The organism is Pseudomonas sp. Pseusp21 (assembly GCF_059492145.1).
The window spans coordinates 2,352,181-2,370,912 of record NZ_CP168520.1; the positions used below are offsets into that span (position 1 = coordinate 2,352,181).

17 protein-coding genes are annotated in these 18,732 nt (G+C 61.3%); 11 read left to right on the top strand and 6 right to left on the bottom strand.

Annotation, left to right across the window (positions count from 1 at the left end):
* Window positions 1-13 precede the first annotated feature (13 nt).
* Window positions 14-892: an MBL fold metallo-hydrolase gene (locus ACEN93_RS10590; RefSeq protein ID WP_039765911.1), complete on the bottom strand. Its 879-nt coding sequence runs from the start codon at window positions 890-892 to the stop codon at window positions 14-16.
* Window positions 893-1,007: 115 nt separating this feature from the next.
* On the opposite strand from ACEN93_RS10590, the gene ACEN93_RS10595 reads away from it, so the two are divergent.
* Both ACEN93_RS10595 and ACEN93_RS10600 read left to right on the top strand, forming a co-directional pair.
* Complete coding sequence (locus ACEN93_RS10595) at window positions 1,008-1,910, top strand: LysR family transcriptional regulator (protein WP_203546238.1); 903 nt, start codon at window positions 1,008-1,010, stop codon at window positions 1,908-1,910.
* 152 nt (window positions 1,911-2,062) lie between these two features.
* Window positions 2,063-2,239, top strand: coding sequence for a hypothetical protein (locus tag ACEN93_RS10600; RefSeq protein ID WP_166225760.1), 177 nt, complete (start codon window positions 2,063-2,065; stop codon window positions 2,237-2,239).
* Window positions 2,240-2,247: 8 nt separating this feature from the next.
* Here the strand turns inward: ACEN93_RS10600 and ACEN93_RS10605 are convergent, their stop codons facing one another.
* The gene (locus ACEN93_RS10605) at window positions 2,248-3,144 is read right to left on the bottom strand and encodes a helix-turn-helix domain-containing protein (RefSeq protein WP_039765907.1); all 897 of its coding nucleotides are present in this window, start codon (window positions 3,142-3,144) and stop codon (window positions 2,248-2,250) included.
* A gap of 187 nt (window positions 3,145-3,331) precedes the next feature.
* Between ACEN93_RS10605 and pobA the strand changes: the two genes are divergently transcribed.
* Window positions 3,332-4,516: a 4-hydroxybenzoate 3-monooxygenase gene (pobA, locus tag ACEN93_RS10610; protein ID WP_371857926.1), complete on the top strand. Its 1,185-nt coding sequence runs from the start codon at window positions 3,332-3,334 to the stop codon at window positions 4,514-4,516.
* Window positions 4,517-4,595: 79 nt separating this feature from the next.
* The gene (locus tag ACEN93_RS10615) at window positions 4,596-6,113 is read left to right on the top strand and encodes an MDR family MFS transporter (RefSeq protein ID WP_103387419.1); all 1,518 of its coding nucleotides are present in this window, start codon (window positions 4,596-4,598) and stop codon (window positions 6,111-6,113) included.
* A 44-nt stretch (window positions 6,114-6,157) separates the two neighbouring features.
* On the opposite strand, the gene ACEN93_RS10620 is transcribed toward ACEN93_RS10615, so the two are convergent.
* The 4 genes from ACEN93_RS10620 to ACEN93_RS10635 form a co-directional block, all read right to left on the bottom strand.
* Window positions 6,158-7,006, bottom strand: coding sequence for a cache domain-containing protein (locus ACEN93_RS10620; protein WP_495611387.1), 849 nt, complete (start codon window positions 7,004-7,006; stop codon window positions 6,158-6,160).
* A 122-nt stretch (window positions 7,007-7,128) separates the two neighbouring features.
* Window positions 7,129-8,004, bottom strand: coding sequence for an ATPase (locus tag ACEN93_RS10625; protein ID WP_103387417.1), 876 nt, complete (start codon window positions 8,002-8,004; stop codon window positions 7,129-7,131).
* Between the two features lie 116 nt (window positions 8,005-8,120).
* The gene (locus ACEN93_RS10630) at window positions 8,121-9,113 is read right to left on the bottom strand and encodes an NAD-dependent epimerase/dehydratase family protein (RefSeq protein ID WP_495611388.1); all 993 of its coding nucleotides are present in this window, start codon (window positions 9,111-9,113) and stop codon (window positions 8,121-8,123) included.
* 108 nt (window positions 9,114-9,221) lie between these two features.
* The gene (locus ACEN93_RS10635; RefSeq protein WP_039765896.1) at window positions 9,222-10,109 is read right to left on the bottom strand and encodes a LysR family transcriptional regulator ArgP; all 888 of its coding nucleotides are present in this window, start codon (window positions 10,107-10,109) and stop codon (window positions 9,222-9,224) included.
* 96 nt (window positions 10,110-10,205) lie between these two features.
* Here ACEN93_RS10635 and ACEN93_RS10640 point away from each other — a divergent pair, with 96 nt between their 5' ends.
* The 7 genes from ACEN93_RS10640 (at window position 10,206) to ACEN93_RS10670 (ending at window position 18,732) form a co-directional block, all read left to right on the top strand.
* On the top strand, window positions 10,206-10,607 hold the full coding sequence (locus ACEN93_RS10640; protein WP_495611389.1) for an ACT domain-containing protein: 402 nt from the start codon (window positions 10,206-10,208) through the stop codon (window positions 10,605-10,607).
* 5 nt (window positions 10,608-10,612) lie between these two features.
* A complete protein-coding gene (locus ACEN93_RS10645) occupies window positions 10,613-11,215 on the top strand; it encodes a LysE/ArgO family amino acid transporter (RefSeq protein ID WP_495611390.1) in 603 nt (200 codons plus the stop codon).
* 176 nt (window positions 11,216-11,391) lie between these two features.
* On the top strand, window positions 11,392-11,988 hold the full coding sequence (locus tag ACEN93_RS10650) for a superoxide dismutase (RefSeq protein ID WP_003227660.1): 597 nt from the start codon (window positions 11,392-11,394) through the stop codon (window positions 11,986-11,988).
* Window positions 11,989-12,342: 354 nt separating this feature from the next.
* Window positions 12,343-14,394, top strand: coding sequence for a putative bifunctional diguanylate cyclase/phosphodiesterase (locus ACEN93_RS10655; protein ID WP_039765890.1), 2,052 nt, complete (start codon window positions 12,343-12,345; stop codon window positions 14,392-14,394).
* 195 nt (window positions 14,395-14,589) lie between these two features.
* On the top strand, window positions 14,590-15,936 hold the full coding sequence (locus ACEN93_RS10660; protein WP_282473755.1) for an imelysin family protein: 1,347 nt from the start codon (window positions 14,590-14,592) through the stop codon (window positions 15,934-15,936).
* A 277-nt stretch (window positions 15,937-16,213) separates the two neighbouring features.
* On the top strand, window positions 16,214-17,641 hold the full coding sequence (locus ACEN93_RS10665) for a di-heme oxidoreductase family protein (protein WP_495611391.1): 1,428 nt from the start codon (window positions 16,214-16,216) through the stop codon (window positions 17,639-17,641).
* A gap of 26 nt (window positions 17,642-17,667) precedes the next feature.
* Window positions 17,668-18,732: an imelysin family protein gene (locus ACEN93_RS10670; protein WP_074688445.1), complete on the top strand. Its 1,065-nt coding sequence runs from the start codon at window positions 17,668-17,670 to the stop codon at window positions 18,730-18,732.

Consider the following 18,732-nt stretch of genomic DNA (forward strand, 5'->3'; position numbering starts at 1 on the left):
TTTCAGAATCGGGTTACCACTGCATTTCGCCCTTGGCGACTTTGGCGCTCAGCTCCAGCGAGCTTTCTTCGCCCAGTGACGGGTAGCGTTTTTTCATCGCGGAGATCAGCGCGGCAGAGTCTTTGGCCTTGGCAGTTTCTGCGTCGAACGCCTTGATGTAGTCGGCGGTGAATTTCACCGCTGCCAGCGAACGGGCGCTGTCACCCAGGTAGTGACCCGGCACCACGGTTTTCGGTTTCAGGGTTTCGATCGAGTGCAGGGTTTGCAGCCAGTCGGCATGGGATTGCGCGGTCTGGGTGTCGGCCATCCACACGTGGATGTTCTCGGCGACGACCACACCGCCGACCACCGCTTTCAACGAAGGGATCCACACGAAGCTGCGATCCGGTTGTTTGCCGTCCAGGCCGACCACCTGCAATTTCTGCCCTTCGAGCATCAGGCTGTCGCCCTTGAGTACGCCAGGCACGATGGTTTTGGCCGGCACGTCGGCGCCCATTTTCGGACCCCAGAAGGCGAGTTTGCCGTCGACGGTCTTTTTGATGTGATCAACGGTCGGTTGCGAGGCCAGCACTTTGGCATCCGGGAATGCCTTGGTCAGGGTGTCGAGACCGAAGTAGTAATCCGGGTCACCGTGGCTGATGTAGATGGTGGTCAGTTGCTTGCCGCTGGCGCGGATCTTTTCCACCACTTGCTCGGCCTGGGATTTGCCGAACTGCGCGTCCACCAGAATCGCGTCCTTCTCGCCGCTGACCAGTACCGAAGTCACCGGGAAGATCGCGTGGGTGCCCGGGTTGTAGACATCGAGGGTCAGATTCGCGGCCGCTGCGTGGGCAGCAAAGCCGAGGGTGGCGGTGGCCAGTAAAACGCGCTTGAGGGTGGTGAAGCCGATCATGGGTTGCTCCGCTGTTCGAATGCCGTGCTTGGCGATGGGGACAGAGCTTAGTTGCCAGACTCGTTACAAAAAATGCGATGCTTGAACATAGTTTGTTTCTGAAAGCGGGCAAATCATGGATCGTCTCCAAGCAATGCGGGTGTTTGTCACGGTGGTGGATCTGGGCAGTCAGTCGGCAGCGGCCGATCACCTGGACCTGTCGCGGCCGGTGGTGTCGCGCTATCTGGCGGAACTGGAAGACTGGGTCGGCGCGCGCCTGATGCACCGCACCACGCGCAAGTTGAGCCTGACCGCCGCCGGCAACGAAATCCTGCCGCGCTGCCGGCAGATGCTGGAGCTGTCCGGTGACATGCAGGCCGCCGTCAGCGAACCCGCCGATGCGCCACGGGGGTTGCTGCGGATCAGCGTCAGCACCTCGTTCGGTCAGGCGCAACTGGCCGATGCCATGGCGGCGTTCGTCAAAGCGTATCCGGGGGTGAGCATCGACCTGCAAATGCTCGATCGCACCGTGAACCTGGTGGACGAGCGCATCGACCTGGCGATCCGCACCAGCAACGACCTCGACCCCAACCTGATCGCCCGGCGTCTGACGGTCTGCCGCTCGGTGGTCTGTGCCGCGCCCGCTTATCTGCAGGAACATCCGCAGCCGCAGCGGGTTGAAGATCTGAGCCGGCACAACTGCCTGACCCATTCCTATTTCGGCAAGAGCCTGTGGCATTTCGAGGAAGATGGCGAACCGGTTTCGGTGCCGGTGCAGGGCAACATCAGCGCCAACGAGGCCAGCACCCTGCTGCGCGCGACCCTGGCCGGCGCTGGCGTGGCGATGCTGCCGACCTATCAGGCCGGGGTGCATGTGCACAGCGGCGAACTGGTTCGCCTGCTGCCCCACGCCGAGCCCCGGCAGATGAACATCTACGCCGTCTATGCCTCACGCAAGCACATGCCGGCAGCGTTGCGCTGCATGCTGGACTTTCTGGTGCAGCGTTTTCCCGAAAACCCGCAATGGGATCAGCTATAAAGCTGCAAGCTGCAAGCTGCAAGCTGCAAGCTGCAAGCTGCAAGCGGAGAGTCTGCTTCATTCTTGAAGCTCAAAGCTCAAAGCTTGCAGCTGCTCTGCCGTGGCCTATGCTGAAAGTAGTACCCAAGGGTATTCGTTCAGAGGTCAACGCCATGAACACCAGAACAAGAAGATACTTCGCGATTTTCATCACCTGCGCGGCCACGCTGGCGCTGTACGGCACCGCGGCATGGCGCGTGGAGCAGTTGCGACAACTGCCCCGTGAGTACGCGAGCTGCAACTTCGAGCGCTGCATCCCTCACAACGCCACCCTCAACGCCCTGCGCTGATACCAGGTTCAGGCGTCGTCGTTCTGCTCGGCCTTCAAGCGGTCGCGGAACGCCTTTGGCGAGATCCCCACCCGGCGCCGGAACAGGCGCGTGAAGTTGGTCGGATCGGAAAACCCCAACACCTCGGACATCTCGTAAATGGTCATGCTGGTATAAGTCAGCAGGCGCTTGGCTTCCAGTAGCTGACGTTCATGCATGATCTGCAACGCAGGTTGCCCAGCCAGTTCGCGGCAGGTGCCGTTGAGGTGCGAGACGGAAATCCCCAGCCGATGGGCCAGGTCTTCGACCTTGACGTGCTGGCGGTAGGTTTCTTCCACCAGCTGAATGAACCCGTTGAGGTATTCGCGCTGACGCTGCGGGCGTTGCGTGGCGTTGTGACGGTGGATCGCCTGGCGGCTGACCCAGACCATGATCACGCTGACCAGCGAATGCATGAGCATTTCCCGCGCCGGTTGATGGCCGTTGTACTCGGCCTGCAACGCGGCAAACAGACTGTTGAGGTACTCCGCGTCCTTGCCCGCCGGATAGCTTTCGGCCTGGGCCAGGGCCTGCACCGAGCTGCCCAGTTGCGCCTGCAAATGGTTGATCAACGGTGTGGCGAGGGTGACGACGAATCCTTCGACGTCCTCGGAAAAACGGAATCCATGCACCGATAACGGCGGCAGGATCTGGATCGCGGCTTCGTTCAGTTGCGTGCGTTGGCCTTCGATTTCAAGCTCTGCCTGACCTTTGAATACGAAGAGCAACTGGCACAAATCGGCGTGGCGGTGGGGTTTGATTTCCCATTGGTGTTCGCGGCTGCGTTTGGAAATGGTTTCACAGTGCAGCAAGTCAGGGGTCGGCCAGTCCAGGCTTTCACCGTAGAGCTTGAACACCGGAATCGAAGGCAGGTCAGGCTTGTTCATCACTTCAATCCAGGCCTCGAGGTTTGCGGGCGATAATCGCACCGATTGGCAGAATGTACAGGTATCGGCTCAGTTTTCACCTTCAATTGACAGACCCGCAAGGGAAAAATGCAAGCACTCGAATCCTGAAACTCATTCACCGGCCGTTGTCGCGTGAAGCTTGCGAGTCATAAAAACAATGAAAACGCTGAAAACCCAAGTCGCCATCATCGGCGCCGGTCCGTCCGGATTATTGCTCGGCCAACTGCTGCACAACGCCGGCATCGACACCCTGATTCTGGAGCGCCAGACACCTGACTACGTGCTCGGCCGAATCCGCGCCGGCGTGCTTGAACAAGGCATGGTAGAGCTGTTGCGCGAGGCTGGCGTGGGTCAGCGGATGGACGCCGAAGGGCTGGTGCACGGTGGTTTCGAACTGGCCCTCGACGGGCGCCGGATCCACATCGACCTGCAAGCCCTGACCGGTGGAAAAACCGTGATGGTCTATGGCCAGACCGAGGTCACTCGCGACCTGATGGCCGCTCGTCGGGAGACCGGTGGGCAGACAATTTACGAAGCCAGCCATGTCGTTCCCTGTGACATGAAAAGCGACGAAGCTTATGTCACCTTCGAAAAGGACGGCGAAACCTGGCGCGTCGATTGTGACTACATCGCCGGTTGCGACGGTTTCCACGGCGTGGCCCGGCAGTCGATTCCCGAGGATTGCCTGAAAGTCTTCGAACGGGTTTATCCGTTTGGCTGGCTGGGGATTCTCGCCGACACGCCACCGATTCACGAGGAACTGGTCTACGCCCGCCACGAGCGCGGCTTCGCCCTGTGCAGCATGCGCTCGGCGACCCGCACCCGTTATTACCTGCAAGTGCCGGCCGAGGAAAACGTCGACGACTGGTCGGATCAGCGTTTCTGGGATGAACTGCGCAAGCGTCTGCCGGAGGATCTGGCGCAGAAGCTGGTGACCGGCCCGTCGATTGAAAAGAGCATCGCGCCGCTGCGCAGCTTTGTGGTCGAGCCGATGCAATACGGGCGGATGTTTCTCGTTGGGGACGCGGCGCACATCGTTCCGCCGACCGGCGCCAAGGGGCTGAATCTGGCGGCCAGCGATGTCAGCACGCTGTTCAGGATTTTGCTGAAGGTTTACCGCGAAGGTCGCACTGACTTGCTGGAGAAATACTCGGAAATCTGCCTGCGCCGGGTGTGGAAAGCCGAGCGGTTTTCCTGGTGGATGACTTCGATGCTGCACCGCTTCGACGAGCACGATGATTTCAGTCAGCGGATCTGTGCTTCGGAACTGGACTACTTTGTCAGCTCGGAGGCCGGTCAAAAAACCATTGCAGAAAATTACGTCGGGCTTCCTTATGAGGCTATCGAATAGCTTCCTACCGACTTACACTGGCGAGCATCCCCGCTCGCCTGGCGATCTGCGGGACCCTCACTGCCCGCAGGTTTTGCCCGTGACCAATCTCAACCATCCCGAAACGCCCAAACCGGCCATTCGCAGCGTACTGGTCGCGCTGATGATGGCGATCTTTCTCGGCGCGCTCGACCAGACCATCGTCGCCGTTTCCATGCCGGCCATTTCCGCACAGTTCAAGGACGTCAGCCTGCTGGCCTGGGTGATTTCCGGCTACATGGTGGCGATGACCGTGGCGGTGCCGATCTACGGCAAGCTCGGCGATCTGTACGGGCGGCGCAAACTGATGCTGTTCGGCATGGGCCTGTTCACCCTCGCCTCGCTGTTCTGCGGCATGGCCCAGAGCATGGAGCAACTGGTGCTGGCGCGGATTTTCCAGGGCATCGGCGCTGGCGGGATGATTTCGGTGAGTCAGGCGATCATCGGCGACATCGTGCCGCCCCGCGAACGCGGGCGTTATCAGGGCTATTTCTCCAGCATGTACGCGGTGGCCAGCGTTGCCGGCCCGGTGCTCGGCGGCTACATGACCGAGTACCTGTCGTGGCGCTGGGTGTTCCTGATCAACCTGCCGCTGGGCCTCGGCGCGTACTGGGTGGCGCGACGCAACCTGATCGGCCTGCCGATTCCCCAGCGCAAACCGGTCATCGATTATCTCGGCACCCTGTTGATGATCATCGGCCTGACCGCTCTGTTGCTGGCGATCACTCAGGTCGGCCAGGGCCATGCGTGGCGCAGCAGCGAAGTGCTCGGGCTGTTCGCTTGCGCGGTGGCGGTTTTGGCGGTGTTCGTCTGGCATGAGCGGCGCGCCCGGGAGCCGTTGCTGCCGATGCACCTGTTCACCAACCGCAGCGCTCTGCTGTGCTGGTGCACGATTTTCTTTTGCAGCTTCCAGGCGATTTCGTTGATTGTGCTGATGCCGCTGCGCTTTCAGAGCGTGACCGGCGCGGGGGCCGACAGCGCGGCATTGCACTTGCTGCCGCTGGCGATGGGTTTGCCGATCGGCGCGTATTTCGCCGGACGTCGCACCTCGATTACCGGGCGCTACAAACCGCAGATTCTGACCGGCGCGCTGCTGATGCCGATCTCGATCCTCGGCATGGCCTTCAGCCCGCCGGATGCGACGCTGCTCAGCAGCCTGTTCATGTTGCTCAGCGGGATCGCCGGCGGCATGCAGTTCCCGACCTCGCTGGTCGGTACGCAGAATTCGGTGGAGCAAAAGGACATTGGCGTCGCCACCAGCACCACCAACCTGTTCCGCTCCCTGGGCGGTGCGGTAGGCGTGGCGTTGATGTCGGCGCTGTTGCTGGCGTTGTTGCAGGACTCCAGTTTCGCCCACCTGGCCGGCAGCTCGCTGATGAGCGAAGGGCATTCCGGCAACGTGCTGCTCGATGGCCTGAACGCGGCGCCCGGCGATGCGCAGAACGCCTTGCGTGCCGAATTGCTGGTGACGTTCCGGCATTTGCTGATGGTCAGCGCGGCGGTCTCGCTGCTCGGGCTGGCGGCGGCGATTGCGATGCCGAACCGGTTGCTGCGGGGCCGTGAGCACGGCGCCCGCTGATTGATGCCGATCGCTCCCACGCGCCGCGTGGGAGCTTTCAGCAATCAAGCACTGTAATAACCGACCGCCACCAGCATGTTCCCGACCTTCTTCAGGTAGGCATGTTTGTTCTCGACCTTGCCGGTCACCGGGTTTTTCCAGCGGTACTCGTACTCGCCCTCATCCTGTTTGCCGATCAGCGCCAGAATCGGTTCGCCCACCGGTTTGCCTTCGGGATCGTCGACCTTGGCGAAATCGGTGTTGATCAACCGCAGATTGGTGCCGTGGGCGACGTAGCGGTGGTTGTCGAGATTGACCACGAACACATACAGGTCGTCCTGGAGGTAACCGCCCTTGAGCGAGTTGATCGCGGACAGCGTGCCCTTCTCATCCTTGGTCAAATCGGTAGCAGCCTTGTCGAGCAACGCTTTTGCCTGTTCCGCCGACGCGCGCGGCAGGTAATAACCCACCGCCAGAATCCGCTGACCGACGCGTTGATAGTAAACGTGCTTGCGCTCGACCTTGCCGTCGGACCAGTTCTGCCAGCGGTATTCGGCCTGCTGGATGCCGTTGCCTTCCGGCACTTTCAAGGCGTCCTTGAAGGACTTCTGCAAGTCCGGCCCGAGGACTTCGCTGACGTCGCGACCGATCAATGCCGACGACGGCCCACCGCTGGCGAGCATCACGCCCTTGGTATCGACCACGAACACATAGCGATCCTTGTCGACGAATTCGCCCTGACGGCTGAACGCCGCAAACGCCTTGTCGCCGTTGTCGTGGTAATAGGCCAGAGCCTTTTCCAGCAAGGCGATGGCGGCCTTGCTGTCGTCTTTTTCCGTGGTGGCCGCATTGGCCTGACCGAAACTCAACAGCAGCATCGCGCCGAGCCAGGCCAGCTTGTGCACAAACCCCATGACGCATCCCTCGTTCTTGTTGGTGTTTCAAGAGCGTAGACGGCCTGAAGGCATGTATGGATATTCAGAAAGCTTCTGAATGTTGCTGTGGCGAGGGCGCGCGCCCTCGCCACACAAGAGGCTTACGGACGCGCGTTGAGTTGCTGTTGCAGGTTCTGGATCTGCGCTTGCAGGGTGTTGATGTTGCGGGTCATCTGCGCGCGGAACGCGTCGAACTCGGCAGTGTTGGTGCCACCCTGCGCAGCAGCCGGACGGTTGTCCTGCTCGCTCTTGAGGATGACGATTTCCTGCTCCAGACGGTCGATGGCGGCGCTCGGATTGCCTTGTTTTTTCAAGGCCGTGATGTCGGCACCGAGGCTCTTGAACTGCGCATCGAACCCCTTCACCTGGGCATCGAAGTTCTTGAGCTGGGCATCGAGCTTGCTGGTGTCGGCCGGGGTGCTTTTCAGCGTGGCCAGTTCGGCGCTCAGGGCTTTGACCTGTGCCTGCAACTGGGTGTTGGCGTTCTGCTGTTCGGTGGTCTGGGCGGTCATCTGCGCCAGGCGCTTGTCCAGATCCGTCGCCTGCCCGGCCACGCCCTGCTGCTGTTTGCTCTGATCCTGAAGCGCACTTTGCAGCTGTTTGATCTGCAGCTTCAGGGCTTCGCTGTCGGTGGTGACGTTGGTCTGGCTGGCCACGACCTTGCCGGAAATGTCCTGCAGGCGCCCCGCCGCTTCCTCACTGATGCGCGCGAAACTTTCCTGGGTCGCCACCAGTTGCTGCTCCATCAGCGAAATCTGCTGGAAGCTCCACCAGGCCAGACCAATGAAGGCAAAAAACAATGCGCCAACCAATGCCCACAACGGCCCGGTGCTGGCGGCCTTGACCTTGACCACCGGCGGTGTGCGCGAGTGCACGGAGGTACGGGTGGTGGCCGGAAAATCGTCGTCATCAAGGGTATCGGCGCGCAGGCTCGGTACATCGTCGAAATCGTCGTGGGCATCGTTACGCATGGACATTGAGGCAACCTTTGTGAAACGCGGTGATGGCAGATTGGCGCGAAGTATAAACCCCGCGGCCGCTGGGGTTGACCCTCAAGCCGTAGCGCGGTTCAGTGCCGGCCGGCAGATTCGTATCAACGAATGTCCTGAGCCTTCCACCAGCCACAGAACTCATCGAGGGCCGTCCACAGACTGACTTTCGGATCGTAGTCCAGATAATGCCGGGCGCGACTGATGTCGAGGGTGAAATTTTTGTTCATCACCTGTATGCCCAGGCGCGACAGGGTCGGCTCGGGACGCCCGGGCCAGAGCTTGCACACACCTTCGTTGAGCGCTGCCACGCTGTAGGCCAGCCCGTAGGAACGGTACTTGGTGACCTGGGGGACTTCCATCTTGCGCATCACGTAATTGACCACATCCCACAGCGGCACCGGGGCGCCGTTGCTGATGTTGTAGGCCTTGCCCAGCGCGGAAGCGTCGGCCAGCAGGCTGCTGAGCAACGCTTCGTTGAGGTTGTGCACGCTGGTGAAATCGACCTTGTTCAGACCGTTGCCGATGATTGCCAGACGGCCCTTGCGCTGCATGTTCAGCAAGCGCGGGAAGATGCTCATGTCGCCGGCGCCGGTGACGAAACGCGGTCGCAGGACGAGGGTTTCGAGGCCGAATTCCTGAGCGCCGAAAACCTTTTGCTCGGCCAGGTATTTGGTCGCCGCATAGTGATGCTTGAAGCGCTTGGGCACTTGCTCTTCGGTCAGGCCGAGATGGTCGCGACCGTCAAAGTAGATCGAGGGCGACGACAGATGCACCAGCCGCCGAACCCTCTGCTTCAGGCAGGCTTCGACCACGTTTTCGGTGACTTGCACGTTGCCCTGATGGAAGTCCTGATAGCGGCCCCAAAGGCCGACCGCGCCGGCGCAATGCACCACGGCTTCGACGTCATTGCACAGTTCCCGAACCAGATCCGGATCGCTCAGATCGCCTTGAACGAACTCGGCACCGCGACGCACCAGATTCTCGACACCCTCGGCCCGGCGACCGTTGACCCGCACGTCCAGGCCCTGCTCCAGGGCGAAACGCGCAAAGCGTCCGCCGATGAAGCCGCTTGCGCCGGTGACCAGAATTTTCATGTAGAGCTCCAACAAAACCAGCTGCAAGCTTCGAGCTTCGAGCTGCAAGGTAAAAACAGTACGCAAGCGCTTTACTAGGCGCTTGCAGCTTGACGCTCGTAGCTGCTTTCAGGCCACCAGCCATTGCGCCGACGAGCGCACCAATTGCTCGGTCAACAGCCCGAGCAACTGACCGCCATTGCGCCAATGATGCCAGTACAAGGGCACGTCGATCGGTTTATCTGGCAACAGTTCGCGCAGCACGCCGCGCTCCAGTTGCTCGCGGACCTGTAATTCCGGCACCAGTCCCCAGCCGAGCCCGACTTCGGTCAGGCGGATAAAACCTTCGGATGACGGGCACAGGTGATGTTCGAAGCCGCCATCGACGCCGAGGGACGCGAGGTATCGATGCTGGAGAAAATCGTCAGGGCCGAAGACTAATGCGGGGGTGCGCGGCAATTGCTCAGCCCGCACGCCGTCGGGAAAATGCCGCTCGATGAATGCGGGGCTGGCCAGCGCTCGATAGCGCATCGCCCCGAGCAACACGCTGCGTGCCCCCGCCACCGGCCGCTCACTGGCGCACAGGCAAGCGGCCACTTCACCGGCGCGCATGCGTTTGAGGCCGACGGTCTGGTCCTCGACGATCAGATCGAGCAATAGATGTTGTTCGGCGCAGAAGTCGCCCACCGCCTCGGCCCACCAGGTGGCGAGACTGTCGGCATTCAGGGCGATACGCAGGCGCTCCGGCAGGCCTTCTTCGTCCAGCGCCGGCACCAGCGTCTGCAAATCCCGTTCGAGCAGGCGCACCTGCTGCACATGGTTGAGCAGGCGCCGGCCAATTTCGGTAGGCGACGGCGGCGTGCCACGCACCAGAACCGGCTGGCCGACCCGCGCCTCCAACAGTTTGATCCGCTGGGAGATCGCCGATTGCGAAAGGCCCAGCACCTGCGCCGCCCGCTCGAATCCGGCCTGCTCGACCACGGCGGCCAGAGCGGAAAGCAATTTGTAGTCGAACATCAGTTTTCCTAATGAGCGATCAGCACTATTGGTTTTTCTTATACAACGTCAACCGGGAGAATAGCCAGCAAGCACTCTTTATCAAGGATCACCCCCATGGCTGGCGAAACCTCGTTGACCACCCTGCTGCGCAGCATGAGCCCGCAGCTCAATGCCGGCGAATTCGTGTTCTGCACCTTGTCCGACGGCGAGTTGCCGAGCGGCCTGGAAGTCGTAGGCAGTTTCCGTGAACAGGAAGGCCTGACGGTGATTCTGGAACGTTCCCACGCCGAGCGCGCCAGTTTCAGCTTCGACTACGTCGCAGCGTGGATCACATTGAACGTGCATTCGGCGCTGGAAGCCGTCGGCCTGACCGCCGCGTTCGCCACCGCATTGGGCAAGGCCGGGATCAGCTGCAACGTGATTGCCGGCTACTACCACGACCATTTGTTCGTCGGTCAGGCCGACTCCGAACGCGCCATGCAAGTGCTGCGCGATCTCGCAGCCAACGCGGAGTAATCGTCATGTGGCAAAGCTATACCAACGGTTTGCTGGTGGCGTTCGGGCTGATCATGGCGATCGGCACCCAGAATGCCTTTGTCCTGGCGCAGAGCCTGCGGCGTGAACATCACCTGCCGGTCGCTGCATTGTGCGTCGCCTGCGATGCGTTGCTGGTGGCGGCGGGTGTGTTCGGTCTGGCCACGGTGCTGGCGCAGAACCCGACATTGCTGGCGGTCGCCCGCTGGGGCGGCGCGGTGTTCCTGATCTGGTACGGCAGCCAGGCGTTGCGCAGGGCATTTTCGAAACAGAGCCTGCAACAGGGTGAAAACCAGACCGTACATTCGCTGCGGGCGGTGATGCTCAGCGCACTGGCGGTGACCTTGCTCAACCCGCACGTCTATCTCGACACCGTTCTGCTGATCGGTTCTCTCGGCGCACAACAGTCGGTGCCCGGCGCTTATGTCGTGGGCGCGGCGAGCGCTTCGCTACTGTGGTTCTTCACCCTGGCGTTCGGCGCGGCATGGCTCGCACCGTGGCTGGCGCGGCCGAGTACGTGGCGGATTCTCGATCTGTTGGTGGCGATGATGATGTTCACGGTGGCGGGGCAATTGATATTGGCTTCATGATTTATTCCAAACAGCTCTGGAACCTCTATCCCACACAGTTGTTGCGTGGTTAAGCCGCACCCCCGGTGCTATGATCCGAACCCTGCGCCGCAAAGAGTAAAAACTCGCCGGTGCATTTCTGGCCGCCCGTGATCGGCCTTGCGCTCACCGCAACAGACCTGATTAGGAGAATCATCATGGCTTTCGAATTGCCGCCGCTGCCTTACGCACACGATGCCCTGCAGCCGCACATTTCCAAGGAAACCCTGGAATTCCACCACGACAAGCACCACAACACCTACGTCGTGAACCTGAACAACCTGGTGCCAGGCACCGAGTTCGAAGGCAAGACCCTGGAAGAAATCGTCAAGACTTCCTCGGGCGGCATCTTCAACAACGCCGCTCAGGTCTGGAACCACACCTTCTACTGGAACTGCCTGGCGCCAAACGCCGGCGGTCAACCAACCGGCGCACTGGCTGAAGCCATCAACGCGGCTTTCGGTTCGTTCGACAAGTTCAAGGAAGAGTTCAGCAAAACCTCAATCGGCACCTTCGGTTCCGGCTGGGGCTGGCTGGTGAAAAAGGCTGACGGTTCCCTGGCCCTGGCCAGCACCATCGGCGCCGGCAACCCGCTGACCAGCGGCGACACCCCGCTGCTGACCTGCGACGTCTGGGAACACGCTTACTACATCGACTACCGTAACCTGCGTCCTAAGTACGTCGAGGCGTTCTGGAACCTGGTCAACTGGAAGTTCGTGGCCGAGCAGTTCGAAGGCAAGACCTTCACCGCTTAAGCTGCACGCCAGACAAAAACCCGGCTTTGCCGGGTTTTTTTATACCTGCGGAAATAATCGTGAGTGCGTTGCATCACAAACAAGGCTTTTTCCCACACCTGAAGCAGCCCTTCTCGCCTTGCTCCCAAGCCACGGCGAACTAACATCAAAAGAGGAAAAATTGTCCGACGTCCCTCAAGTTGGAGACCGAAACTACCGACACAGTACAACCAGGGCAAATACTCCAGACAGCAGCATATCGGCCAAGGCAACGGACAAATTTTCCGCGGCTCGATTGTCCCTTTGACTGCCAACACGGGATTGCCAATACTCATGGCAACTTGACGCTACCCGCACGGAACAAGGAATAACCCTTTGAAGCTGGAACTCAAGAACAGCTTGTCGGTGAAGTTGCTCCGGGTCGTGCTCCTGTCGGCATTGATCGTCGGCGTGGTCTTGAGCTGCGCGCAGATCGTGTTCGATGCCTATAAAACACGCCAGGCCGTCGCCGGCGACGCCGAACGCATCCTCGACATGTTCCGCGACCCCTCCACCCAGGCGGTCTACAGCCTGGACCGGGAGATGGGCATGCAGGTGATCGAAGGCCTGTTCCAGGACGACGCCGTGCGTCAGGCCTCCATCGGTCACCCCAATGAAGCGATGCTCGCGCAAAAGTCGCGTGAGCTGCAGCAATCCAACAGCCGCTGGCTGACCGACCTGATCCTCGGCCAGGAACGCACGTTCACCACCCAACTGGTGGGGCGCGGGCCTTACAGCGAATATTACGGCGACCTGAGCATCACCCTCGACACGGCCACCTACGGTCAGGGTTTCATTGTCAGTTCGGTGATCATCTTCATTTCCGGCGTGTTGCGCGCCTTGGCCATGGGTCTGGTGCTGTACCTGGTCTATCACTGGCTGTTGACCAAACCGCTGTCGCGGATCATCGAACACCTCACCGAGATCAACCCGGACCGCCCCAGCGAACACAAGATTCCGCAGCTCAAGGGTCACGAAAAAAACGAACTCGGTATCTGGATCAACACCGCCAACCAGTTGCTCGAATCCATCGAACGCAATACCCACCTGCGCCATGAAGCGGAAAACAGCCTGCTGCGCATGGCCCAGTACGATTTCCTCACCGGCCTGCCGAATCGCCAGCAGTTGCAGCAGCAGCTGGACAAGATTCTGGTGGATGCCGGCAAGCTGCAACGGCGGGTCGCGGTTCTTTGCGTAGGTCTGGACGATTTCAAAGGCATCAACGAACAATTCAGCTACCAGACCGGTGACCAGTTGCTGCTGGCCCTGGCTGACCGGCTTCGTGCCCACAGCGGTCGCCTCGGCGCCCTCGCCCGACTCGGCGGCGACCAGTTCGCGCTGGTGCAGGCCGATATCGAACAGCCTTACGAAGCGGCGGAGTTGGCGCAAAGCATCCTCGATGACCTGGAAGCGCCGTTCGCCCTCGATCATCAGGAAATTCGCCTGCGCGCGACCATCGGCATCACCCTGTTTCCGGAGGACGGCGACAGCACCGAGAAGCTGCTGCAGAAAGCCGAGCAGACCATGACCTTGGCCAAGACCCGCTCGCGCAACCGCTATCAGTTCTACATCGCGAGCGTCGACAGCGAGATGCGCCGCCGTCGCGAACTGGAAAAAGACCTGCGCGACGCCTTGCTGCGCGACCAGTTCTACCTCGTCTATCAGCCGCAGATCAGCTACCGCGATCATCGCGTGGTCGGGGTCGAGGCATTGATCCGCTGGCAACATCCGGAACACGGTCTGGTGCCGCCGGACCTGTTCATCCCGCTGGCCGAGCAGAACGGCACCATCATCGCCATCGGCGAATGGGTGCTGGATCAGGCCTGCAAGCAACTGCGCGACTGGCACGATCAGGGCTTCGTCGACCTGCGCATGGCAGTCAACCTGTCCACCGTGCAACTGCACCACGCCGAGCTGCCACGGGTGGTCAACAACCTGCTGCAGATGTACCGCCTGCCGCCACGCAGCCTGGAGCTGGAAGTCACCGAAACCGGCCTGATGGAAGACATCAGCACCGCCGCCCAGCATTTGCTGAGCCTGCGCCGCTCCGGCGCCTTGATCGCCATCGACGATTTCGGCACCGGCTATTCTTCGCTGAGTTATCTCAAGAGTCTGCCGCTGGACAAGATCAAGATTGACAAGAGCTTCGTTCAGGACCTGCTGGATGACGACGATGATGCGACCATCGTTCGCGCCATCATCCAACTGGGCAAGAGCCTGGGCATGCAGGTGATCGCCGAGGGCGTGGAAACCGCCGAACAGGAAACCTACATCATTTCCGAAGGCTGCCACGAAGGTCAGGGCTACCACTACAGCAAACCGCTGCCGGCGCGCGAGTTGGGCATTTATCTCAAGCAGGCCCAGCGCAGCAACGCGGCCATCCTTTGAAACGTGCCTGCCAGGCCCGACGCAACCCGGGTTCTGCCGGGCATCAACCTCGCTGTTGATCCAGCGCAGACCCCGCGCAAATAAGAAATATTTCCAGCTACAACCCTTTACACATAATGCGAAAGATTTGCATTATGTCGCAGTTTTGCGCACCCCCGCGCCTGTCCACTCAATCACCGAAGCAGGATGTTCGCCATGATTCGTATGCCTCTGGCTACCGCCAGTCTGCTGGCCATCGCTATTTCCCTCGCCGGTTGCGGCGAAGGTAAAGACAAAGAAAAGGCCGCCGCTCCTGCGCCGACTCCGGCTGCCAGCACCGCTGCACCGGCTGCGCCTGCTGCTGCCGGTAAAGTCGACGAGGCCGCCGGCAAAGCCGTTGTCTCGCACTATGCCGACATGGTCTTCGCCGTTTACAGCGATGCCGAATCCACCGCGAAAACCCTGCAAACCGCCATCGACGCATTCCTCGCCAAGCCGAACGCCGACACCCTGAAAGCCGCCAAGGCTGCCTGGGTCGCCGCCCGCGTTCCTTACCTGCAGAGCGAAGTGTTCCGCTTCGGCAACACCATCATCGACGACTGGGAAGGTCAGGTGAACGCCTGGCCTCTGGACGAAGGCCTGATCGACTACGTCGACAAATCCTACGAGCATGCACTGGGCAACCCGGGCGCCACCGCCAACATCATCGCCAACACCGAAGTACAGGTCGGCGAAGACAAGGTCGACGTCAAGGACATTACCCCGGAAAAACTCGCCAGCCTGAACGAGCTGGGTGGTTCCGAAGCCAACGTTGCCACCGGCTACCACGCCATCGAATTCCTGCTCTGGGGCCAGGACCTGAACGGCACCGGCCCTGGCGCCGGCAACCGTCCGGCCTCGGACTACCTGGAAGGCAAAGGCGCAACAGGCGGTCACAACGACCGTCGTCGTGCCTACCTGAAAGCCGTGACCCAGTTGCTGGTCAGCGACCTGGAAGAAATGGTCGCCAACTGGAAGCCGAACGTGGCCGATAACTACCGCGCCACCCTGGAAGCCGAACCGGCTGAAAGCGGCCTGCGCAAAATGCTGTTCGGCATGGGCAGCCTGTCCTTGGGCGAACTGGCTGGCGAGCGCATGAAGGTGTCCCTGGAAGCAAATTCCCCGGAAGACGAACAGGATTGCTTCAGCGACAACACCCACAACTCGCACTTCTACGATGCCAAGGGCATTCGCAACGTTTACCTGGGCGAGTACACCCGCGTCGACGGCACCAAACTGACCGGCGCCAGCCTGTCGTCGCTGGTGGCCAAGGTCGACCCGGCTGCCGACACCGCGCTGAAAGCCGATCTGGCCGCCACCGAAGCCAAGATTCAGGTCATGGTCGATCACGCCAACAAGGGTGAGCACTACGACCAGTTGATCGCGGCCGGCAACACCGCCGGCAACCAGATCGTCCGCGACGCCATCGCTTCGCTGGTCAAGCAGACCGGTTCGATCGAAGCCGCTGCCGGCAAGCTCGGCATCAGCGACCTGAACCCGGACAACGCCGATCACGAGTTCTGATCACAGCGTCCGCGTTAAAAAAGGCGACCTTCGGGTCGCCTTTTTTCGCTGATCGTTCCCACGCTCTGCGTGGGAACGCAGCCCGGGACGCTCTGCGTCCCAAATCAAAAGCCGAACGCAGAGCGTCCGTTGAGACATTCCCACGCAGAGCGTGGGAACGATCAAAGTTTTGTGAAACCCCTGCCCTGCATCAAGCAAACGATAATTCCTCTTATTCAATCCCCCTCGCCCTGTTAGACTTTGCGCCTTTAAATTTGCCCCTCTTGCAGGAAGTCTGATGCCCTCGCTGCCTCTTCGCTTGTCCGCACTGTTTCTGGCCCTGGGCCTGAGTGCCTGCGATGACGCCCCGCGTTTCACCAAGGCCGAGCCGGGTGAGGCCCGTTCCGGCGGTGCGGCGACCGTGCGCAAGAGCGATCAGAACGCGTTTTCCCTGCCGTCGGCCAATCTGCCGCCATCGCGCCGGGTGGACTTCAGCGTCGGCAACAGCTTCTTTCGCAGCCCGTGGGTGATCGCACCGTCGACCACCACCGCCCGCGATGGCCTCGGCCCGCTGTTCAACACCAACGCCTGCCAGAACTGCCACATCAAGGACGGTCGCGGCCATCCGCCGACGCCGGATGCGGCCAACGCGGTGTCGATGCTGGTGCGTCTGTCGATTCCCGATGCGCCCCAGTACGCCAAATTGATCGAGCAGGTCGGAGTGGTGCCCGAGCCGATCTACGGCGGCCAGTTCCAGGACATGGCCGTCCCCGGCGTCGTACCGGAAGGCAAGGTGCGGGTCGATTACACGCCGGTGCCGGTGCGCTTCAAGGACGGCACCGAAGTCGAGTTGCGCAAACCGGTCCTGCAGATCACCCAGCTCGGCTACGGCCCGATGCACCCGGACACACGTTTCTCGGCCCGCGTTACGCCGCAGATGATCGGTCTCGGCCTGCTCGAAGCGATCCCGGAAGAAGCGATCCTCGCCAACGCCGCCGCACAGGCCAAAGAGAACAACGGCATCAACGGCCGGCCAAACCGGGTCTGGGACGATGAGCAGCAAAAGACCGTCATGGGCCGATTTGGCTGGAAAGCCGGCCAACCGAACCTCAATCAACAAAATGTTCACGCGTTTTCTGGTGATATGGGCCTCACGACCAGCCTGAGACCGTTTGATGACTGCACTGACGCGCAAACCGCCTGCAAACAGGCGCCGAACGGCAACGGCCCGGACGGCGAACCTGAAGTCAGCGACAACATCCTGCGCCTGGTGCTGTTCTACAGCCGCAACCTCGCCGTTCCCGCCCGCCGTGGCGTCAACGATGCGCAAGTGCTGGCCGGCAAGAATCTGTTTTTCCAGGCGGGTTGCCAGTCCTGTCACACGCCGAAATACACCACCGCCGCCAACGCAGCCGAACCTGAACTGGCCCATCAAGTGATTCGTCCGTACAGCGATCTGCTGCTCCATGACATGGGCGAAGGCCTGGCGGACAACCGTACCGAATTCCAGGCCTCCGGCCGCGACTGGCGCACCCCGCCGCTGTGGGGCATCGGCCTGACGCAAACGGTCAGCGGCCACACCCAGTTTCTGCATGACGGCCGCGCCCGCAACCTGCTCGAAGCCGTGCTCTGGCACGGCGGCGAAGCGAAAGCGGCGCAGCAACAGGTTTTGTCTTTCAACGCCGAGCAGCGTGCCGCGCTGCTGGCGTTCTTGAACTCACTTTAAACACTTGAACGAATCGGGAGCCCGACATGTTCCGTCCCAAGCTGTTGTTCACCAGCCTTGCCGCACTGGCCCTCGGCGCGTGCTCGCCGCAGGATCCGCAAGCCGTCACCTCGGCGGCCATCGCCAAATCGGTGATCCTACCGACCTACACCCGCTGGGTCGAAGCCGACAAGCAACTGGCCGTCAGTGCCCTCGCCTACTGCCAGGGCAAAGAGTCGCTGGACACCGCCCGCGCCGACTTCCTGCATGCGCAGAAAGCCTGGGCCGAGTTGCAACCGCTGCTGATCGGCCCGCTGGCCGAGGGCAACCGCTCGTGGCAGGTGCAGTTCTGGCCGGACAAGAAAAACCTGGTCGGCCGTCAGGTCGAGCAACTGGTCACCGCGCAGCCACAGATCGACGCCGCTGCCCTGGCCAAGTCCAGCGTCGTGGTTCAGGGCCTGTCCGCTTACGAGTACATCCTGTTCGACGCCAAGCCTGACGTCGCCAACGACGCGCAGAAAGCCAAATACTGCCCACTGCTGGTGGCCATCGGCGAGCGTCAGAAACAACTGGCCGAAGAGATCCTCAGCAGCTGGAACAACACCGACGGCATGCTCGCGCAGATGAGCAAGTTCCCCAACCAGCGCTACGCCGACTCCCACGAAGCGATCGCCGATCTGCTGCGGGTACAGGTCACCGCTCTCGACACCCTGAAGAAAAAACTTGGCACGCCGATGGGTCGCCAGAGTAAGGGCGTGCCTCAGCCGTTCCAGGCTGACGCATGGCGCAGCCAGTCGTCCATGGAGGCGCTGGAAGCCAGCCTCGCAGCGGCCAAAACCGTCTGGGAAGGCGTCGACAACAAAGGCCTGCGCGGCCTGCTGCCGGCTGAGCAAAAGCCGCTGGCGGACAAGATCGATGCAGCCTACGCGGCGTCGCTCAAACTGTTCGGCAGCACTCAGCGCTCGCTGACCGAAATGCTCAACGATGACGCCGGTCGCCAGCAGCTCAACGATATCTACGACAGCCTCAACGTCGTCCACCGCCTGCACGAAGGCGAGCTGGCCAAGGCGCTGGGCATCCAACTGGGCTTCAACGCCAACGACGGTGACTGA